General features: G+C 56.6%; 14 protein-coding genes. 5 read left to right on the forward strand and 9 right to left on the reverse strand.

Annotated features, from left to right (window positions below; genetic code table 11):
* Nucleotides 1-54 precede the first annotated feature (54 nt).
* Nucleotides 55-1701, forward strand: coding sequence for a long-chain-fatty-acid--CoA ligase (locus tag ACQUQU_RS01345; protein WP_430461448.1), 1647 nt, complete (start codon nucleotides 55-57; stop codon nucleotides 1699-1701).
* A gap of 105 nt (nucleotides 1702-1806) precedes the next feature.
* Here the strand turns inward: ACQUQU_RS01345 and ACQUQU_RS01350 are convergent, their stop codons facing one another.
* The 3 genes from ACQUQU_RS01350 to ACQUQU_RS01360 all read right to left on the reverse strand — a co-directional run bounded on the left by ACQUQU_RS01350 (nucleotide 1807) and on the right by ACQUQU_RS01360 (nucleotide 6332).
* Nucleotides 1807-3642 carry a DUF1302 domain-containing protein gene (locus ACQUQU_RS01350; RefSeq protein ID WP_430461449.1) on the reverse strand — a complete coding sequence of 612 codons (1836 nt, stop codon included), beginning with the start codon at nucleotides 3640-3642 and terminating at the stop codon, nucleotides 1807-1809.
* A gap of 150 nt (nucleotides 3643-3792) precedes the next feature.
* Entirely contained in the window at nucleotides 3793-5157 is a 1365-nt protein-coding gene (locus ACQUQU_RS01355; RefSeq protein ID WP_430461450.1) for an MFS transporter, read from the reverse strand.
* Nucleotides 5154-6332, reverse strand: coding sequence for a M20 aminoacylase family protein (locus ACQUQU_RS01360; RefSeq protein ID WP_430461451.1), 1179 nt, complete (start codon nucleotides 6330-6332; stop codon nucleotides 5154-5156). Before ACQUQU_RS01360 ends, ACQUQU_RS01355 begins: the two co-directional genes overlap by 4 nt.
* Before the next feature lie 307 nt (nucleotides 6333-6639).
* Between ACQUQU_RS01360 and ACQUQU_RS01365 the strand changes: the two genes are divergently transcribed.
* Nucleotides 6640-7779 (forward strand): GlxA family transcriptional regulator, encoded by a 1140-nt coding sequence (locus ACQUQU_RS01365; protein WP_430461452.1) that lies wholly within the window; start codon nucleotides 6640-6642, stop codon nucleotides 7777-7779.
* 207 nt (nucleotides 7780-7986) lie between these two features.
* On the forward strand, nucleotides 7987-9924 hold the full coding sequence (locus ACQUQU_RS01370; protein WP_430461453.1) for a diguanylate cyclase domain-containing protein: 1938 nt from the start codon (nucleotides 7987-7989) through the stop codon (nucleotides 9922-9924).
* A 106-nt stretch (nucleotides 9925-10030) separates the two neighbouring features.
* Here the strand turns inward: ACQUQU_RS01370 and ccoG are convergent, their stop codons facing one another.
* Nucleotides 10031-11467, reverse strand: a complete 1437-nt coding sequence (gene ccoG / locus ACQUQU_RS01375; RefSeq protein ID WP_430461454.1) for a cytochrome c oxidase accessory protein CcoG — start codon at nucleotides 11465-11467, stop codon at nucleotides 10031-10033.
* 135 nt (nucleotides 11468-11602) lie between these two features.
* On the opposite strand from ccoG, the gene ACQUQU_RS01380 reads away from it, so the two are divergent.
* Entirely contained in the window at nucleotides 11603-13111 is a 1509-nt protein-coding gene (locus ACQUQU_RS01380; protein ID WP_430461455.1) for a PLP-dependent aminotransferase family protein, read from the forward strand.
* Between the two features lie 10 nt (nucleotides 13112-13121).
* A complete protein-coding gene (locus ACQUQU_RS01385) occupies nucleotides 13122-13649 on the forward strand; it encodes an MOSC domain-containing protein (protein WP_430461456.1) in 528 nt (175 codons plus the stop codon).
* Nucleotides 13650-13832: 183 nt separating this feature from the next.
* On the opposite strand, the gene ACQUQU_RS01390 is transcribed toward ACQUQU_RS01385, so the two are convergent.
* The 5 genes from ACQUQU_RS01390 to ACQUQU_RS01410 all read right to left on the reverse strand — a co-directional run bounded on the left by ACQUQU_RS01390 (nucleotide 13833) and on the right by ACQUQU_RS01410 (nucleotide 17246).
* Entirely contained in the window at nucleotides 13833-14303 is a 471-nt protein-coding gene (locus ACQUQU_RS01390) for a hypothetical protein (protein ID WP_430461457.1), read from the reverse strand.
* A 117-nt stretch (nucleotides 14304-14420) separates the two neighbouring features.
* Nucleotides 14421-14774 carry a hypothetical protein gene (locus ACQUQU_RS01395; RefSeq protein WP_430461458.1) on the reverse strand — a complete coding sequence of 118 codons (354 nt, stop codon included), beginning with the start codon at nucleotides 14772-14774 and terminating at the stop codon, nucleotides 14421-14423.
* A 426-nt stretch (nucleotides 14775-15200) separates the two neighbouring features.
* Complete coding sequence (locus ACQUQU_RS01400; protein WP_430461459.1) at nucleotides 15201-16025, reverse strand: lysozyme inhibitor LprI family protein; 825 nt, start codon at nucleotides 16023-16025, stop codon at nucleotides 15201-15203.
* A gap of 170 nt (nucleotides 16026-16195) precedes the next feature.
* Nucleotides 16196-16642: a DUF3592 domain-containing protein gene (locus ACQUQU_RS01405; RefSeq protein ID WP_430463002.1), complete on the reverse strand. Its 447-nt coding sequence runs from the start codon at nucleotides 16640-16642 to the stop codon at nucleotides 16196-16198.
* A gap of 91 nt (nucleotides 16643-16733) precedes the next feature.
* Nucleotides 16734-17246: a GNAT family N-acetyltransferase gene (locus tag ACQUQU_RS01410; protein ID WP_430461460.1), complete on the reverse strand. Its 513-nt coding sequence runs from the start codon at nucleotides 17244-17246 to the stop codon at nucleotides 16734-16736.
* Between the last annotated feature and the right edge of the window lie 13 nt (nucleotides 17247-17259).

Consider the following 17259-nt stretch of genomic DNA (forward strand, 5'->3'; position numbering starts at 1 on the left):
GCTCAGCAACACTTACCTTGGCGGCTCAGATAAAAAAAATAACAGGAGTCCCCCATGGCAGGCCAACCTTTGTTCGGTCAGATGATGGATCGTCCATTACTGATTTCCGGACTGCTGGAACACGCAGAAGTTACCCACCCCGACGCTGAAATTGTCAGCCGTCGCTGCGAAGGTGATATTCACCGTTACACCATGAAAGACGCCGCTGTGCGCGCGCGCAAAGTCGCTAATCTGCTCAAGCGCTTCGGCATTGAACAGGGCGACCGCATCGCCACGCTGGCGTGGAACGGTTACCGTCATTACGAACTGTATTTCGGCGTATCCGGTTACGGTGCGGTACTGCACACCATTAATCCGCGTCTGTTCGCCGAGCAGCTGGTGTACATCATTAATCACGCCGAAGACCGCTGGATTTTTGTTGATTTAACCTTTGTGCCGCTGCTGGAAAATATCCGCGATCTGATCGGCAACGTCGAAGGCTTTGTGGTCATGTGCGACGCCGACAAAATGCCGCAGACCAACCTGAAAAACTTGCACTGTTATGAAACCCTGCTGGCGGCGGAATCCGCCGATTTTGTCTGGCCGGATTTCGATGAACGTGCCGGTGCCAGCATGTGTTACACCTCGGGCACCACAGGCAATCCGAAAGGCGTGCTCTACAGCCACCGCTCAACCGTGCTGCACGCCATGGCCTCCATCGGTGAAGAAGCGCTGGGTCTGGCGTCGACCTCCTGCTTCCTGCCGGTGGTGCCTATGTTCCATGTGAACGCCTGGGGTACACCGTATTCTGCCGCCATTACCGGTGCCAAACAGGTGTTCCCGGGTCCGGGTATGGACGGCGCCTCGCTGTGGGAATTAATCGACGCCGAACAGCCTGATCTGCTGTTGGGGGTACCCACCGTGTGGCTGATGCTGCTCAATCACATGGATAAAATCGGCAAGCCACTGACATCGGTGAATAACGTGGTGATCGGCGGTTCGGCCGCGCCTATGTCCATGATCCGCGACTTCCACGAAAAGCATAATGCGTTTGTGATTCACGCCTGGGGCATGACCGAAATGAGCCCGATCGGCACCGTGAATTCGCACAGCAAACACATGGAAGCGCTGCCACTGGAAGAGCGTTATCAGCTGCAGGCCAAACAGGGTCGTCCTGTGTACGGCGTGGAAATGAAAATCGTCGACGACCAAGGCACTGAAATGCCGCGTGATGGCGAGGCCCGTGGCCGTCTGTTGGTGCGCGGTCCGTGGATCGTCAACGGCTATTACAAAAACGACGATCAGAAAGCCTTTCAGGGCGGCTGGTTCGATACCGGCGACGTGGCCACCATCGACCGCAACAATTATCTGCACATCGTTGACCGCTCAAAAGACGTGATTAAATCCGGCGGCGAATGGATCAGCTCCATCGATCTGGAAAATGCCGCCGTCGGTCACCCGGAACTGGTGGAATGCTGCGTCATTGCAGCCCGTCACGAGAAGTGGGCCGAGCGTCCGCTGCTGCTGGCCATCCGTAAGGAAGGCAGCACCGTCAGCGAACAGGATGTGCTCGATTATCTGGGCGATAAAGTGGCCAAGTGGTGGCTGCCGGATGCCGTGGTGTTTGTCGAATCCCTGCCGCATACCGCGACCGGTAAATTGCTGAAAGTGGATTTACGCACACGCTACGAAAATTATCTGCTGGAGCAGGCCTCCGCCTGATAACAAAAATCCCGCTTCGGCGGGATTTTTTTCGCCCATAAAAAAGCCTCCCGCAGGAGGCAAATGCGTCTGCGACCAGACGCTGAACCAGAAAACGTTAAACGCTCAGAAGCGCACGCCGGCGCTGGCGCTGATCAGGCTGCGGTCGGCGACCACGTTGTAATCGCTGCCACCGGTGTGCAGGTATTTCAGATTAAATTCATAGTCTTTTTTATACAGGGCTTTAACGGCGGCGATGGCGTTCAGATCCCCTTCGGAAAATTCACCGTAGTAGGAATAGCCTTTCACGTCGTAGGCCAGCGCCAGCGACGGTTCCCATTCCACGCCGGCAATCAGCCCGCTGTAGTGACCGCTCAGCCTGGCGCGCAGACCCCAGGATAAATCGGTAACAAAACCGTCCATCGCACACTGGCGTTTGCTGCCGGTGCAGGTGCCGCTGCCGTCATCCGGCACACCAAAACCCAGACGGCCATAACGGCGTTCGTCGGTATCGGGTAAATTCGCCACGTATTTAAAGCCGGCCTCCACTCCCAGTTTGGTCTGTTCGGTCAGCGGGTGACTGGCGCCCAGATTCAGCTGACTGATCTGAAAACGGTCGTACCCTTTGGCGACGTAACCGGCGTCGGTACCGGCCAGATACGCCAGCGGGCCCTGTCCGGCCAGCAGACCGGTCACAAAGTCGGCACCGTTCCAGCGTACCGGCTGATTCGGACGGTAGGTGTATTCGGCGTAAATGCCGGTGCCCACCGGCAGGCGGGTCTGGAAATTCATGCCGTACATGCGGATATGGGTCGGATACACGCGTTCGTAGGTAATGGCCAGACCGTCCGGCGTGGCCAGCCCCAGATTGGCCGCCACCGGTGTCAGCACGCCTGCACTGACGTGGGTTACCTGCGTCAGCGCACTGCGGCTGGTGTAATCGGCAAAATAAAAACCGAATAAACCGACGTTATCCAGCAGGTAACGCAGACTCATGCCGTACTGATTGTCATCGGGTTTTTCGTCGGCGCCGCGGGCGACATAATCGAGCGGATTGCTGATGGCCTGCGCGTCGGTGGTTTCGATATTGCTGCTGGTCAGGGCGCTTAATACCGAACCATTTAAGGTTAATTTATCGCAGCCTTCCTGACCGAAATCGCTGGTCGAATAAATCGTGCCGCACCCCGGGTACACGTTGGGTTCAAACCCAAACTGGCTGAAGGCATCGACGCTCAGGTTGTCGCTGATTTTTAAATCGGCGTACACCGCAGGCATTGGCACGGTGGCGGATTCTGCGGCCGAACCGGCGCGGTATTTTGACGGGTAATCGAAGGCGTTTACTTTCTGCAGGCCGCCTTTAATGGAGGTCGGGGTTTTCCACGGAATGGTCTGATTGCCGACCCGCACCAGCAGGTCGCGCCCCGCCGGCTGGAAGCGGCCGTACAGGTAGGCATCGTTCAGGACGACATTGGAAAATTTACCGCGCTCAACAAAACCGTCGTCGCTCAGCGGCTCGTTTTCCTCGTAGCCATTGGCCACGCTGCCGTGTTTTACCGGCGAATTTTTCTGCACATCGTCGTACCAGGCGTTGGTGCTCGCCACCAGACCCAGATTGTCGTACGCGGCTTCTACCTGCCAGTAACTGACTACACCACCGGACACGGCATCGCCGCGTTCATAATTCAGCTCACCGTCGTTCAGGGTGTCCATGCCGTAGGCGGAACTGCCCAGACGCTCGTCCTGATCATCGGCACGCCAGAGGCCGCCAACGGCCAGCTGACCTTTGGCGGTAATCGCCAGTGGCCCGGCCTGATAGCGGTAACCCTCGCCCAGACCCGAGGTCAGATCGCCGAATACCAGATCACCGGCTGTGGCCTGAGCACCGGCCAGCATCAGGGCGCTGGCCAGCAGGCTGCGTCCGCTGAGGGGCTGGGTAAGCACCTGTTTAACTGCTGATTTCATGTGTCTTCTCCGCTCACGTGAAAAAGGTTAGCCGGATTCCGGGCGCAGAGCCGCCGTCCCGGAGGCCGGAAAATTATTGTTATCGTGTTGTGGGTTGGGTCGGGCTTGTTATGGCGGGTGAGTCGGTTCTCACCCGGAGTTGGATTCGGGTCAGCCTGTGGTGGAAGTCGGCGTTGTGGATGCACAGGCTTCGCCGTCGGCAGCCTGCGCATCGCTGTCCTGCAGTGTTTGTTCAGCGCCGCCATGCAGCGTTTGAATCGTCGCCTGCGGGCGCACAAACACCAGACAGGCCACCGCCGTCAGCAAGGTCCACAACCCCACCAGAGACGAGCAGGTTTCGTAGCCGCGGGCGATATCGCCACCGTTGGCATCAACCAGCCAACCGGCCAGCATGGGCGCGACAATGCCGGCGCTGGTGGCAATCGCCACATGAATGCCAATCAGGGAACCGCGCTGGCGCGGTGTGCTGATGCTGCCGCAGACGATGATGCCGTAGCTCTGCTGCACGTTCAGCAGCACGAAGCCGACACCGAGCAGCAACACTTTGGCGATCAGCGGCAGGTCGTGAAACATCATCAGTAAATACGCCACGCCCCCCAGGGCGCAGCAGCCCACCGGCAGAAACACCATGGCCACGTGGTGGCGCACCTTACGTTGCAGCCACTGCTGCGAGGTACGCGACACCAGCAGCACCACAGGAATCACCAGCAGCATGATCACCATCACCACCAGACCGCTGTGGGCCGGCGTCAGTGCCAGACCTTTCTGCATGTAGGTCGGCGTCCAGCTGAAGCCCAGGGCGCTGGCCATGTAGCCGAAGAAGCACAGCACCGACATGCCAATGAAGGTGCGGTTGAGCAGCAGTTCGCGGTACGGCAGCCAGCGCGTGTCGTTGTGTTCCGCGGTCGGTACATCATCGCCTCTGCTGGCCTGACCTTCGCGGCCGCTGAGCAGCCACAGCAACGCCCACACCGCACTGACCACGCCGAGCAGCAGGTAACTGCCGCGCCAGCCCCAGTGGCTGATGATCAGCGGCAGGCTGGCGGCCGACAGCAGAATGCCGGTCATCAGGCCGGCGTTAATGGCCGACGCCGGCAGTACGCGCTTGTCTTCGCTGAACCACTTCAGACACGACAACTGCACCACGGCGGTGGACGGCCCGGCGCCCACGCCGAGCAGCACGCGGAACACAATCAGCGACATCAGACCCGTGCCGATGGCAATGCCGAACTGGCACACGGCCCAGATCAGCGCCAGCAACAGCAGCACATGGCGCGCCTGCATCACGTTGGTGAGCAGACCGCCGCCAATGCCGGCCAGCGAATAGAGAAAGAAAAAGGCACTGCCGAGCATGCCGAATTCGGCGGCGCTCAGGTGCAGTTCGTCCATGATGCTGGGGCCGGCAAAAGCAAACACGGTTTTGTCGGCGGCCACGATCATGATGCCGATGAACAGCAGTACCAGATTCAGGCGGCGCCCTTGCTGCGTGTCGGCGGCGGTGGTCAGCGCGTTCATTGCAGGTATTCCTCGGTCAGACGGGCCCAGAAGCTGGCGCCCAGCGCCAGAATGCGGTCGTTAAAGTCATAGCCCGGATTATGCAGCATGCAGCCGCCGTGGGATTCCACACCGTTGCCCAGCACCAGATAACAGCCCGGCACCTGTTCCAGCATCCACGAAAAATCGTCACCGCCCATGGCGCCGGCCGGCAGCGGAATAATCGCCTGCGCGCCGACCATGGCTTCGGCCACCGAACGCGCCAGAGCGCTGGGCTCTCTGGCGTTGGCCAGCACACGGCTGATGGGTTTCCACTCGATCTCGGCCTCAACGCCGTAGCTGGCCGCCTGACCCGCCACCAGTTCGCGGATGCGCTTTTCGATCAGGGCCTGCACCTGCGGATTAAAGGTACGCACGGTCAGGGCGAGGTGGGCGGTATCGGGAATCACGTTGGCGGTTTCACCGGCGGCCACCTTACCGATGGAAATCACCGCCGGCTGATCGGGCGCTACGTTGCGCGCCACAATGCTCTGCAGGGCAACAATGATGGCGCCCATGGCCACGATCGGGTCGTTGCCCATGTGCGGCATACCGCCGTGGGTGCCTTTGCCGCGCAGGGTGATGCGCACGGTGTCGGACGACGCGGCGATCACACCCGGCTGAACCACAAACGAGCCGACCGGCAGGGTCGGGCCATTGTGCAGGCCGAAAATCATGTCGCACGGGAAGCGCTCGAACAGGCCGTCGGCGATCATACGTGCTGCGCCGCCCAGGCCTTCTTCGGCCGGCTGGAAAATCAGATTCACGGTGCCGTTAAAGCTGCCTTCATGGGCCAGATAATGGGCCGCGGCCAGCAGAATGGCGGTGTGGCCGTCGTGACCGCAGGCGTGCATGCAGCCGGCCACTTTGCTGGCGTACGGCAGGCCGGTTTCTTCCTGCACCGGCAGGGCGTCCATGTCGGCGCGGATGCCGATGCTGCGGGCGGAGTCGCCGCGGCGCAGCTGCGCCACCATGCCGGTACCGCCAAGGCCAGTGGTGACCTCGTAGCCCCAGGCGCGCAGGTTTTTCTCCACCAGAGCGCTGGTGACGTGCTCTTCAAAGCCCAGTTCCGGATGGCTGTGAATCTGGCGGCGGAGTTCGATGAATTGCGCTTCGTTCTGGCGGATGCTGTCGATCACGCCCGGAATCTGAGACATACACGGGACCTTCTGACGGTTGAGCTAACGGTTGAGCGAACGGGTAAACCAGTGCCGGGCGCTTTGCGGATCACCTTGGGAGGGGCAAATAAGCGGCGCAACCGGATGCTTCGCAGTCTATCCAGCGGCGGCGCCAGTTAAACAGCCAATACCGACATCAAAAAAGCCGATACCGACAGAGTGTGTTTTGTCCACTTCGCACCTGAGCCGTTCACGTGGCAAAATTCACGCACTTCTGTGGATCAAAGCCTGGATAATCAGGCTTAAAGCCCAGCGGTTTTGTCAGTAATGGTCGGTATTGCAGGATGTGCAAAAAGCCAATACCGCCAATATTCGTGCCGATAACGACGGAGTGACCATGAACGTACGCATCGATCTGCTGCATTGCCCGCAGGCGCTGGACGGTTTTCTGCTGAGCACCATCGACATTCTGCGCAGCGCCAACCTGCTCTGGCAGCTGCGCAATCCACGCTCGCGCGGCGCTTTGTTTCACTGGCGCTGCATCAATGCTCAGGGCGATGAACTGCCGCTGCCGGCATGGTTGGGTGGGCTGGCGTCGCCGGCCGAACCGCAGAAAGCCCTGCCGCCGTCGCGCACGGCGCTGATCGTTCCGGCACTGGTGATGCGCAACGTGCCCGACCTCGAACGTCTGCTCGGGCAGTTGCAGGCCGAAGCCAACTGCATTGCCCGTTATCACGCGCAGGGGCGTCTGGTGGCCGCGGCCTTTAATGGCGCCGCTTTACTGGCTCAGGCCGGAGTGCTGAATGGCCGCCGCGCCACCATCAGCTGGACCATCACCAAATGGTTTGCCGACCGCTTTCCGCAGGTGCAGCTGGTGGGCGAGGGGCCGGTGGTGATCGACGGCACGGTGCTGACCACGGGCGCACCGGTCAGCCAGTACGACCTGATGGTAGAGCTGGTGCGCAGTTTCGCCGGCGACGAACTGGCGCAGACCCTGAGCAATGTGCTGAGTTACGACCCCAAGCGTTTCGACTACGCCAACCTGATGTTCCCCAGCGTCAACGTCACCACCCGCGACAGCGTGGTGTTCAAGGCCAAGCAGTGGATACGGCGCAATATCCAGACACCGTACGAACTCGACCGCGTGGCGCAGGAAGCGGCGGTCAGCCCGCGCACCCTGCTGCGGCATTTCAAGGAAGTGGAAGGGCGCACGCCGCTCGATTACCTGCACAAACTGCGGGTCGAGCGGGCCAAACAGTTGCTGGAAGTAACCCTGATTGATCTGGAAGAAATCACCGAATACTGCGGTTACCGCGACAGCAGCGCCTTCCGCCGCGTGTTCCGCCGGGCGACTGGCCTGACGCCATCGGAATACCGCAGCAAATACACGCTGCGCACTTCGGGACGCTGGTGGCGGGCCGAGGAAAACGGTGAGCAGGAAGACCTGATCGCCGAGCTGGGGCTGAGCCCGGACGGGCGTCGCTGAGCCGGCAGCGTGTGGGCAGGGGGAATGGGTGCTGGTTAAAAATTGACCTGCGGCAGCTTTCAGTACGTTCTAACCAAAAGACGGGCAGACTTTACACCCTGTAACGGACGCCCGGCTGATCACTCCTTATACTGACAAAATCCTTTCTGTGGCGCGGGTTGTCCTAAGCTTGCCTGTGTGTCTGCAGTGGTTTTACAGGGCTACCCCGTGTTCCGATACCATTCCATTGGCCTGCCTCCGCAAACGGAAGGCGGCTTTTTCCCGCGCCTCGCGCGCCTGTTGCTGGCCAACCTGCTGGGTGTGGTGCTGTATGCCTGTGCCGTGGCGGCGCAGGCGGCTGAAGCGTCTGTGGTCGAGCCGTCGGCGCCTGTGGCAGAGTCACCTGAGTCTGCGGCCGAGTCTGCAGCCGCCCCCGAACTGGTGCTGAGCACCGCGCTGGGTGCCGCCGAGCTGTTTCCGGTGGCGCAGTATCTGCTCGACCCCGACGGCAGTCTGTCGCTCAGCGACGTGCAGCAGGCCCGCGGCTTTCAGCCGGTGGGCAGCCGCGCGGGCATGAATTTCGGCTACACCACCGACGTCATCTGGCTGCGCATTCCACTGCGTTCGGTCGATGCCGAAGCGGCCCGCTGGCTGGTGGAAATGGAATACGCCTACCTCGACGATGTGCGTCTGTACGCCGTGCGTGGCACAGGTGAGATTGAACAATCCTTTGCCGGGCGCCGTCTGGCCGTCAGCGAATGGCCGCTGGCCGACCGCAAGGCAGTGTTTCCGCTGCGCACCGAAGCCAACGAAACACTGACGCTGTATATCCGCGGCGCCAACCACGCCGCGCTGGCGCTGGATGTGCGCATGGCCACGGTGCCGCAATTCAGCCTCGACGGTAAAAAGACGCTGATTATTCTGTCGCTGTATTTCGGCACCTTATTTTCCCTCGGTCTGTACAACCTGCTGCTGTGGCTGCCGATCCGTCAGGGCAGTTTTCTGCTGTATTCGCTGTTTGAATTTTCCTTTGGCTTCGCCGCCCTCAGCATGAACGGCGTCGGGCCTTTATTGCTGTGGCCGCAATCCGCTGCCGACACCTCGTTTATTGTGCCGACTTTTTACACACTGGCGGCCATGTTTGCCGTGCTGTTTGCACGCAGTTTTCTCGATTTACGCACAGTTGCTCCAGGCTGGCACCGTTTCTTAACGTTTATTGCTCTGTGCTGGAGTGGCGCCACGCTGCTGACGCTGGCGGTGCCGGAAACCACGGCGCTGAAAGTGATGTCGGTTACCGGCATGCTGACCACGCTGTCGCTGCTGGCCACGGGTATTGCCGCCATGCGTTTGCGCGTGCACGCGTCCGGCATTTTTGTTGCGGCCTGGTCGGTGCTGTTAATTGGCACTACCTTATTGTCGCTGCGCAACGCCGGTTTTATTCCATCGAATTTTATCACCGTGTACAGCATGCAGATCGGCTCGGCGCTGGAAATGCTGTTGCTGTCGTTTGCGCTGGGCGCGCGTTTTAATCTGCTGCGCAAACAGAAAGAAAGCGTACAGCAGCAACTGGTGGATACGCTGCGCGAACACGAACGCATTCTGGAAAGCCGGGTGGCGCGGCGCACCGAAGAATTACTGGAAGCCAAGGCCCGTCTTGAAGCTCAGCTCACCGAAGATGCCTTAACCGGCGTGCTCAACCGTCTGGGTTTGCGTCAGCATTTTCTGCACGCCAGTCAGCGTGCCCAGCGCGCGGCCCAGCCATTAACCGTGATGCTGATTGACCTCGACGGATTTAAACCGGTAAACGACACCTATGGTCACGAAGCCGGCGATATTCTGCTGCGCGCCATTGCCATTCGCCTGAAAGACGAAGTGCGCGTCACCGATGCCGTCGGACGGTTGGGCGGCGATGAATTTGTGCTGATTCTGGAAGGGGTGCACCAGCACGAAATCCAGCTGTTCTCTGAACGCTTATTAGCGGCTATTTGTCGCCCGGTGGATATCGGCTGGCGCTCGGTCAATGTCAGCGCCAGTATCGGTGTGTATCAGGCGCCGGTGAACGACGAAACCTTAAAGAGCATGCTGCGCGCTGCCGACGATGCCATGTACGAAGTCAAACGCAACGGCAAAAACGGCGTGGCCATTGCAGAAACCGTGACGGTTTAAACCGGACGTTTTGCCTGCCGTTTCGCCAGCCGCTTCTGCTTAGGCGCGCGCATTTTTCCTGTCTTAAAACCCGCTTAAAACCTACTAAACCTCACTAAAGCTCCGCTTAAAGCCCGCTTAAAAAGGTCGAGGCTTTGCTGACCTGAAACGCCTGATTCTCCAGCGCATAATTCACATTGAACTGAAGGTCGCGCCGGCGCTGGCCATTATTGTCAGCGCATACGCGGAAATTCTGCCAGCTGGCCTGCACATCCTGAATGCGGATATCCTGCGGGCCGGTTAAGGTAAAGGCGCTGTTCAAACCGCTGGCACCATTCAAACCACTGACGCTCACGCTGACCTGTTCCAGACCCGGCTCAAAACTTTCGATTTTAATGCGGTAGTCATTGCAGGTACGGCCGTCGCTCATTTCTGTGAATAATTGCCCGCGGTCGCGCTGCACTTCAATTAATAAGCGGGTGCGGTGGGTGGCCGTCCAGGCAACCAGCGCCGAGGTGCAGAACACGATTAAGGCGTAGGTGATTAAGCGTGGGCGTAAAAACGGCGAGGCGATTTTCTGCAGCTGATTTTCCGAAGCAAAACGGATCAGCCCGCGCGCACGCTGTAATTTATCCATCACCGCATCGCAGGCGTCGATGCAGGCGCCGCAATCGATGCAGGCCGCCTGCAGGCCATTGCGGATATCAATGCCGGTGGGGCAAACCTGCACACACAGGGTGCAGTCGACGCAGTCGCCTTTGGCGCCGCTGTTGCTGTCTGTTGAACACGAGGTTTTATTCTGACTCAGGCCACCGCGCGGTTCGCCCCGGGCGGCGTCGTAACTCACGGTGCGCGTATCGGCATCGAACATCACGCTCTGAAAACGCGAATACGGGCAGGCGTGCAGGCAGATTTTTTCGCGCACCAGACCGGCGTTGGCGTAAGTGAGCAGGGCCATGATGCTGACCCACAGCCACACGGGTGAGGCCATTTGCAGATGAATCAGGTCGGCGGCCAGTTCTCGCACCGGCACAAAATAGCCGGTAAAGGTAATGGCCGTGGCCAGCGCCAGTAATAACCACAGCACATGCTTGCTGATGCGCGCTGCCCAGTGGCGGGCGCTCAGGCCGCGTTCGTCGGCTTTTTTCTGCCGCGCTGCCGAGCCTTCGGTGACATGTTCAATGCGGATAAACAGCCAGGTCCAGATGCTTTGCGGGCAGGCAAACCCACACCACACCCGGCCCCAGGCCACCGCCAGAAAAAACAGCAGTGCAGCCCCTGCAATCAGCAAACCCGCCAGCAACGGCATTTCCGACCAGCTCAGCCAGTGGCCGAACAGAATGATGCGCCGGTCGCTGAAATCGAACTGCACCAGCGGCAGGCCGTTCCACTGCACCCACACCACAGCAAAATACAGCGCCAGTAAGGGCCAGCTCACCAGCCGGCGCAGGTTCTGGTAATAGCCCTGGGTCAGGCGCACATAAAATTTGCCGTTTACCTGAGCAAACACTTTGGCGGCCGGGCTACTGACCGGCGTGACATCGACAACGGGAATCGGGTTCATGGGAACCTCCACAGACGAACAGTTTGGCGCCAGCCTAACGCGTGCCGGGGTTGAGGTTCAGGCCTAAAAAAATTAAAAATAATAGGTACAGATTTCAGCGCCGCAGGATTGCGGGTCGCCCTAGTCAGGATCGCTATGAAGCAGACCTACCGTTACCAACAACTGCAGCACGAACTGCTGCAGCTGATCCACAGCCAGCGTGTGCCGCCCGGTGCGCGGCTGCCGTCGGTGCGCAGCCTGTGCGAACAGCATCAGGTGTCTAAGGCCACTGTGCTGCACGCCCTGCAACGGCTGGAGGCTCAGGGGCTGATCGAAGCGCGGCCCAAATCCGGATTTTATGTGCGCCACAGTGGGGTGGCTGATGGCCCGGCGGTTGATGGTTCAGCCGTTAATGGCGCCGGCCAGCAGCGGAACAAAGCGGGTAAATCCGCACCGCGCAACACGCTGCAACCACCGCAGCCGGTGACCGTGCCCGACCTGCTGTACGACATCATGCGCCGTGGCGCGGCGTTTGATCTGGCGCCGGCGCCGCAGGAGCGCACGGATGCAAGCCCGGGTGTCGTCGCCCTGAACCGCGCCATCGGCCGGGCGTTGCGCCGGGCGCGGGGTGACAGCGCTCTGTATTACGATGAACCGGCCGGTCTGCCCGATCTGCGCGAACAGCTGGCACAGCGGCTGAACAGCCGTGGTTGTGCGCTCAGTACCGACGACCTGTGCATTACCGCCGGCTGTCAGAACGCGCTGTTTCTGGCGCTGATGGCCTGTTGCCAGCCGGGCGACGTGGTGGCGGTGGAATCGCCGGGGTTTTACGGCGTGCTGCAACTGCTGGAACAGTTGGGTCTGCAAGTAGTGGAAGTGCCGTCGTCGCCGCTGACGGGGCTTAATACCGACGCGCTGGCCGATGTCCTTAAGCGCTGGCCGGTGCGTGCCTGTGTGGTGTCGCCGTCGTTCTCCACCCCGGCCGGAGCACTCATGCCCAAAGCCGCGCGCGAACGTTTGCTGGCACTGGCCAGTGACTACGATCTGGCGCTGATCGAAGACGATATTTACGCCGACACCGCCTTCTGCCCGCTGCCCGATCCGCTGAAAGCCAACGACCCGGAAGGGCGGGTGATGCTGTGCAGCTCGTTTTCCAAAACCCTGTCGCGCGATGTGCGCATCGGCTGGATTGCCGGTGGCCGCTGGCAGGCGCGCATCGTGCAATTAAAACTGGTCACGCAACTGGCCTCGGGCCGCGCCCTGCAGCAAGGGCTGGCGGATTTTCTTGCCGACGGCAGTTACGGCGCCCATTTGCGCCGCCAGCATTACCGGCTGCAGACCCAGCGTGATCAGTTACTGGCCACACTGGCGCAGTGGTCACAACCCCTGACCACGAATGTGCCGCAGGGCGGACTGACGCTGTGGGCGGCGCTACCGCCCGGCGTCAGCAGCCGCACGCTGTATCAGCAGGCGCTGGCCGATGACGTAGTGATTACGCCGGGTGTACTCTTCAGTGTCAGCCATCGTTTTGACGACCACCTGCGCTTAAGTTTTGCCCACGAATGGACAGCGCCGCGTCTGGCGGCGTTAACCCGCCTCGGGCAATTAATTGCGACGTCTGATCAAAGCGAAACAGCGCCAACGACCCATCAACCTACGACCTGACCGCATGACCATGAAACCCACACAAAATCGTCAGCAGGCCTTATTCGGGCGCTTCAGCGCCGATCTTCCGCCGGGCACACTGGAATGGATTGGTCTGCGTCCGGCACGGCGCGAACCCGTGCAGGCCGTCAGCGAAACCTATGCCATTGCCGACCTCGGGCTTGAAGGCGACCGCCGCTGTCAGGGCACACCGGGCTCGGCACGGCAGGTAACCATTATTAATGCCGAACACATTGAAGTGGTCGAAAAACTGCTTAAGCGTGAGGCAATTGCGCCGGAATTATTACGCCGTAATCTGGTGATACGCGGTGTGAATTTACACGCCCTGCGTCACCAGCAATTCCGCATCGGCGACGCCGTCTTTCTCGCCACGGCACAATGTCATCCGTGCTCACGCATGGACGAAGTGTTGGGGCTCGGCGGGCAAGCCGCCATGCTCGGCCACGGCGGACTGTGCGCCAAAATTTTAAAATCCGGAAAAATCCGTGTGGGCGATAAGGTGGTGTGTTTGCTGGAAGGGGTGAGGTTGCCGGAGTAGGGGGCGGGTGGTTGGTTTGAGTTTGATGCCAGTTTTATCGGCCAATATCACTCAGATGAACAGCTTTAACCTTGAATTCGCTTGAATACTGCCGTGTCTTTCTTGGCTGAGTATATTTTGGCATTGGACACCTCGTCAGTTTGACTTTGGCGTCCGTTAAAGCGGGGGAAGATCAGCCGCTGGTTATACGCTTGCTTCGAATTTACCAAGTAGTTCATTAAGAAATTCTAGCTCCGCATCGTTGTTAGATTGGCGCTCTATTTCATCTACTCGATGACGAACTAGGTACCACTCATTTTCGTTTTTAATTTTCCCTTTTTCCACGATACGTTCTAGTTGCGCTTTGCATTTTTGAAAGAAGCTAGGCAGATGCGAGCCGACAACTTTATAAAAGATCTCGATTGCTGACGATCTATATTGTGCATTTAAATCACCCAGTATCAGGTGTGTGTCACGTAGCCCTTGCTCAAAACCTGATGCGATTTGAGACGGCTTAATTGCGTTATCAGGGTTATTAATTATTTCATTAATCTGCCCCAAAGATACAGACCAACTATTTAGTAGCGGTTCTAATTCTGGGCTTTTTAGTTTGCCAAGTTCTTCGGCTAACTCCTTGTATAAAATAATAAGAGTTTCTAGCTTCTTGGATCTCATGGAAAGCTCTCAATTCCTTAGTGTGTATAACGCTTTTGTTGTGGGGCGGTGAAACGTAGCGAGAAACGAGCGAAGTGTAACCGTCCCAGCACCGAAGGTGCGATCACCAACTTTTTGTTAGGTATTTTGCCATACATCATCTGCTACAAGATCATCCTTGGATAAGTCATAAGCAAGCTCGCTATATTGAAAAGTAAACCAAGCTCTAAACAAATCTACAGTAATTACTTCTGGCCATTCAACTTCATCATAAACGTATTCACCTACTTCATTTCTGAAAATAGTCTCAAAATTATCAATAAAGCAATCACCCCAGCAATTTTGATCCTCTTCATCAACAAGATAAACGTTGGGATGATTATTTAGATCCTTGAGTGTCCAGCGGTGTAAATTAGGATGCTGCTCTTTTATCCATTCAAGAAATTTTTCTGTACCGTAAACAGTAATGGCACTTCTATTCAGAATATTCATATTTACCTAACGGTTTATTCACAGGCATGTTCAATTACACACCTTCCAATGCTTTCAAGTTCCATCTCTAACCAACTGTCACTATTACAAAAATTGCTCGTAATTACATCACTATCAGGATAGAAACGCGAAACCACGCTAGCACATCAAAGTCGGCTTTACAATTTGCGCGTTAATGTTCTCCTTGCTTATTTAGATTATTGATTTAATAGGACTTATTCTTTCTTTTTGCGTCAATTCGCGCATGCGTGTTTTGGCGCTGGCAGGCAAACGCGCATCAGTTTTGCAAAAATCCTGAAACAGACGGCCTTTGTATGCCGTATGTGAGCGGTATCCGCATCAGATAACCGGGATACCCGTGCTAACATAGCTCCAATTTAGATACCTACAATAACATATCTTTGGTGGGCCTGACGCTTTATCTGTCTATTCGCCCACTATCCCGATGTAATCAAGATAATCTTCTTTTTTAAGTTCACCATCATTAATCATCAGATCAGATCCAAGTTCAAAAATAGATTTTCCTGTCAGGTTCTGAGGTAAGGTGTCTTGATTGTTGTAAAGCTGAATCGAGTAGCCGTCTTGATCTTTAGTAATTATAGGAGCGGCAGAACCTGCAGGGCATTGATTGCCGATGTATATGTTCTTTTGGACTATCCCTTCTTTGGCATTATATTTGATAAAGCCTACTAGGTGGTCGCTGTCTCCGCCGCAATAACCTGTTCCGCTTCTTTTGAATGAGTTGAAGAAACCGCTGGCAGTTGCTTCGAATAATACATGTATAGTATCTCCGTTGTATGGTTGATAGTAAAACGGGATTTCTATACTTAGCTTATCAACTTCATACATTCTGGCATTCAGAAATGGCTTGATTAATGTGTAAATGTAATTGGCGCCACGATGTTTTCTTAGTCTCGCATTTTGCACTCTTAGTATGTCGATTTGTTTGTCATACAGCTCCGCCAGACATGCTGAGCTATGGCATTTATTTCTCTGAGTGATCCAATCCAGTTGGTGGCTGCGAATCAGTCTTGTGTCAGTGAATGAAAAATCCGGCACGGCATAATACTCTCTGGCAGATGCATATAGTTCACTCATAATGTCATCTTTACCGGATAGTGACTTGTCGCTACATGTTAGTTTTTCTGCTTCGGATGTTTTTTTGCTTTCGCAATCGAATGAAGCAGCAACAGTGCTTTGAGAAAAATAGAGTAAAAAAAACAGCACTGAGAATTTTAATATATCATCCATGATTGTGTTGAAGTGGTGGTTGATTCTATCTGCAAACGTAGTCAATATTCAATGCGGCTTGATCGGGATGACCACCCTGACACATCCTTAGAGTTGAACAATCTTTGATCCAGTCGAGCACCTATCAGAATATCTCGGGTAGAACCGTTTTACCACGCATTGGCAATCAGTCAATAAATAAAAAACAACGGAATGTTTATAAGCGTCAGTGGCAGTATCAGGTAATAGGAAACTACGTTGGCTACTAGCATCAGGTGTCGCGGAGGGTGCTCAGCCCTTGAATAGGCTGGGTCTTCTGGCGAATAAAAAACAGTAATTTTTTTACCCTTTGGATTTCGATCTACTATTCCACTGGTCAGTACCCCTGCAAACAGGCTGCTATTATATGTTCTTCCTTCGACGCTGTACGAGTAACTGATTAAGCCTTCCTGTTGCAGGTCTATGTTGCTGATAAATGTACCAAATCCGGACCAGGTGAAGGTTCCCGTTGTACTGAATTCACCGGTTGTTGCACACCAATGCTTGGCGTACTTATCGTAGGTCAGGCCTGTGAATCCAATGGTGATAAGTATATTGATCGCTGCCCAGAATGGGCTTGTAAGATATTCAACCAGAATTTACATCAACTTTATTAATCAGAGTGTGCTTGAGTCAGACCAATATAACTGGGCTTCCGTGCAATGTGGTCGCCTTTTAACGTCGACCTTTTTAAAAACGATTAAGCGGGTACTGGTAAAATATAACGCGCTGCTCATTAACGGCGATTTCGCTGAAACCCAGTTTCTTCAGTACGTTCGCTGACGCGGTATTGGCTTCGTCTACGCCACCCATCAACGTCTGCCATTGTCCGCTTTGTTTTGCGTGGGCAATAAAACCCTGCAAGAGTTCGCTGGCCAGACCCTGTCCCCAGAATGGTTCTGCCAGTAAATAGCCGATGTGAGCCGTATCCTTCTCGGTATGAATGAACAAAAAGCCAATGATTGCCTGAGATTCGTATTGCACCGTTGCCAGTCGCCCCTCCGACACCATGTGCTCAAGCCAGTGCGCGGCGGCTTCGGGCGAGGTAATGTTGTGGAAATACGGCGGCAGGTGTTCAACAACAGCCGGGGTGAGTATTAAAGGCACCCGCGCCAGCAGTTGTGAACGCTCCTCCGCAGAAAGGTGCTGACCGGTTTCGCTCACCGTCAGGCGGCGTGTGTTAAACGATACGGGCTTGTTCAATGCGGTATTCCGT

The organism is Thalassolituus sp. LLYu03 (assembly GCF_050507655.1).
Lineage (GTDB): Bacteria > Pseudomonadota > Gammaproteobacteria > Pseudomonadales > Oceanobacteraceae > Venatoribacter.

What these genes read in the sequence shown, in the direction of transcription:
- ACQUQU_RS01390 (WP_430461457.1), bottom strand. Translation starts at nt 14,303, where the DNA reads ATGAGATCCAAGAAGCTAGAAACTCTTATTATTTTATACAAGGAGTTA.
- ACQUQU_RS01380 (WP_430461455.1), top strand. Translation starts at nt 11,603, where the DNA reads ATGAAGCAGACCTACCGTTACCAACAACTGCAGCACGAACTGCTGCAG.
- ACQUQU_RS01350 (WP_430461449.1), bottom strand. Translation starts at nt 3,642, where the DNA reads ATGAAATCAGCAGTTAAACAGGTGCTTACCCAGCCCCTCAGCGGACGC.
- ACQUQU_RS01395 (WP_430461458.1), bottom strand. Translation starts at nt 14,774, where the DNA reads ATGAATATTCTGAATAGAAGTGCCATTACTGTTTACGGTACAGAAAAA.
- ACQUQU_RS01385 (WP_430461456.1), top strand. Translation starts at nt 13,122, where the DNA reads ATGAAACCCACACAAAATCGTCAGCAGGCCTTATTCGGGCGCTTCAGC.
- ACQUQU_RS01360 (WP_430461451.1), bottom strand. Translation starts at nt 6,332, where the DNA reads ATGTCTCAGATTCCGGGCGTGATCGACAGCATCCGCCAGAACGAAGCG.
- ACQUQU_RS01400 (WP_430461459.1), bottom strand. Translation starts at nt 16,025, where the DNA reads ATGGATGATATATTAAAATTCTCAGTGCTGTTTTTTTTACTCTATTTT.
- ACQUQU_RS01355 (WP_430461450.1), bottom strand. Translation starts at nt 5,157, where the DNA reads ATGAACGCGCTGACCACCGCCGCCGACACGCAGCAAGGGCGCCGCCTG.
- ACQUQU_RS01345 (WP_430461448.1), top strand. Translation starts at nt 55, where the DNA reads ATGGCAGGCCAACCTTTGTTCGGTCAGATGATGGATCGTCCATTACTG.
- ccoG (WP_430461454.1), bottom strand. Translation starts at nt 11,467, where the DNA reads ATGAACCCGATTCCCGTTGTCGATGTCACGCCGGTCAGTAGCCCGGCC.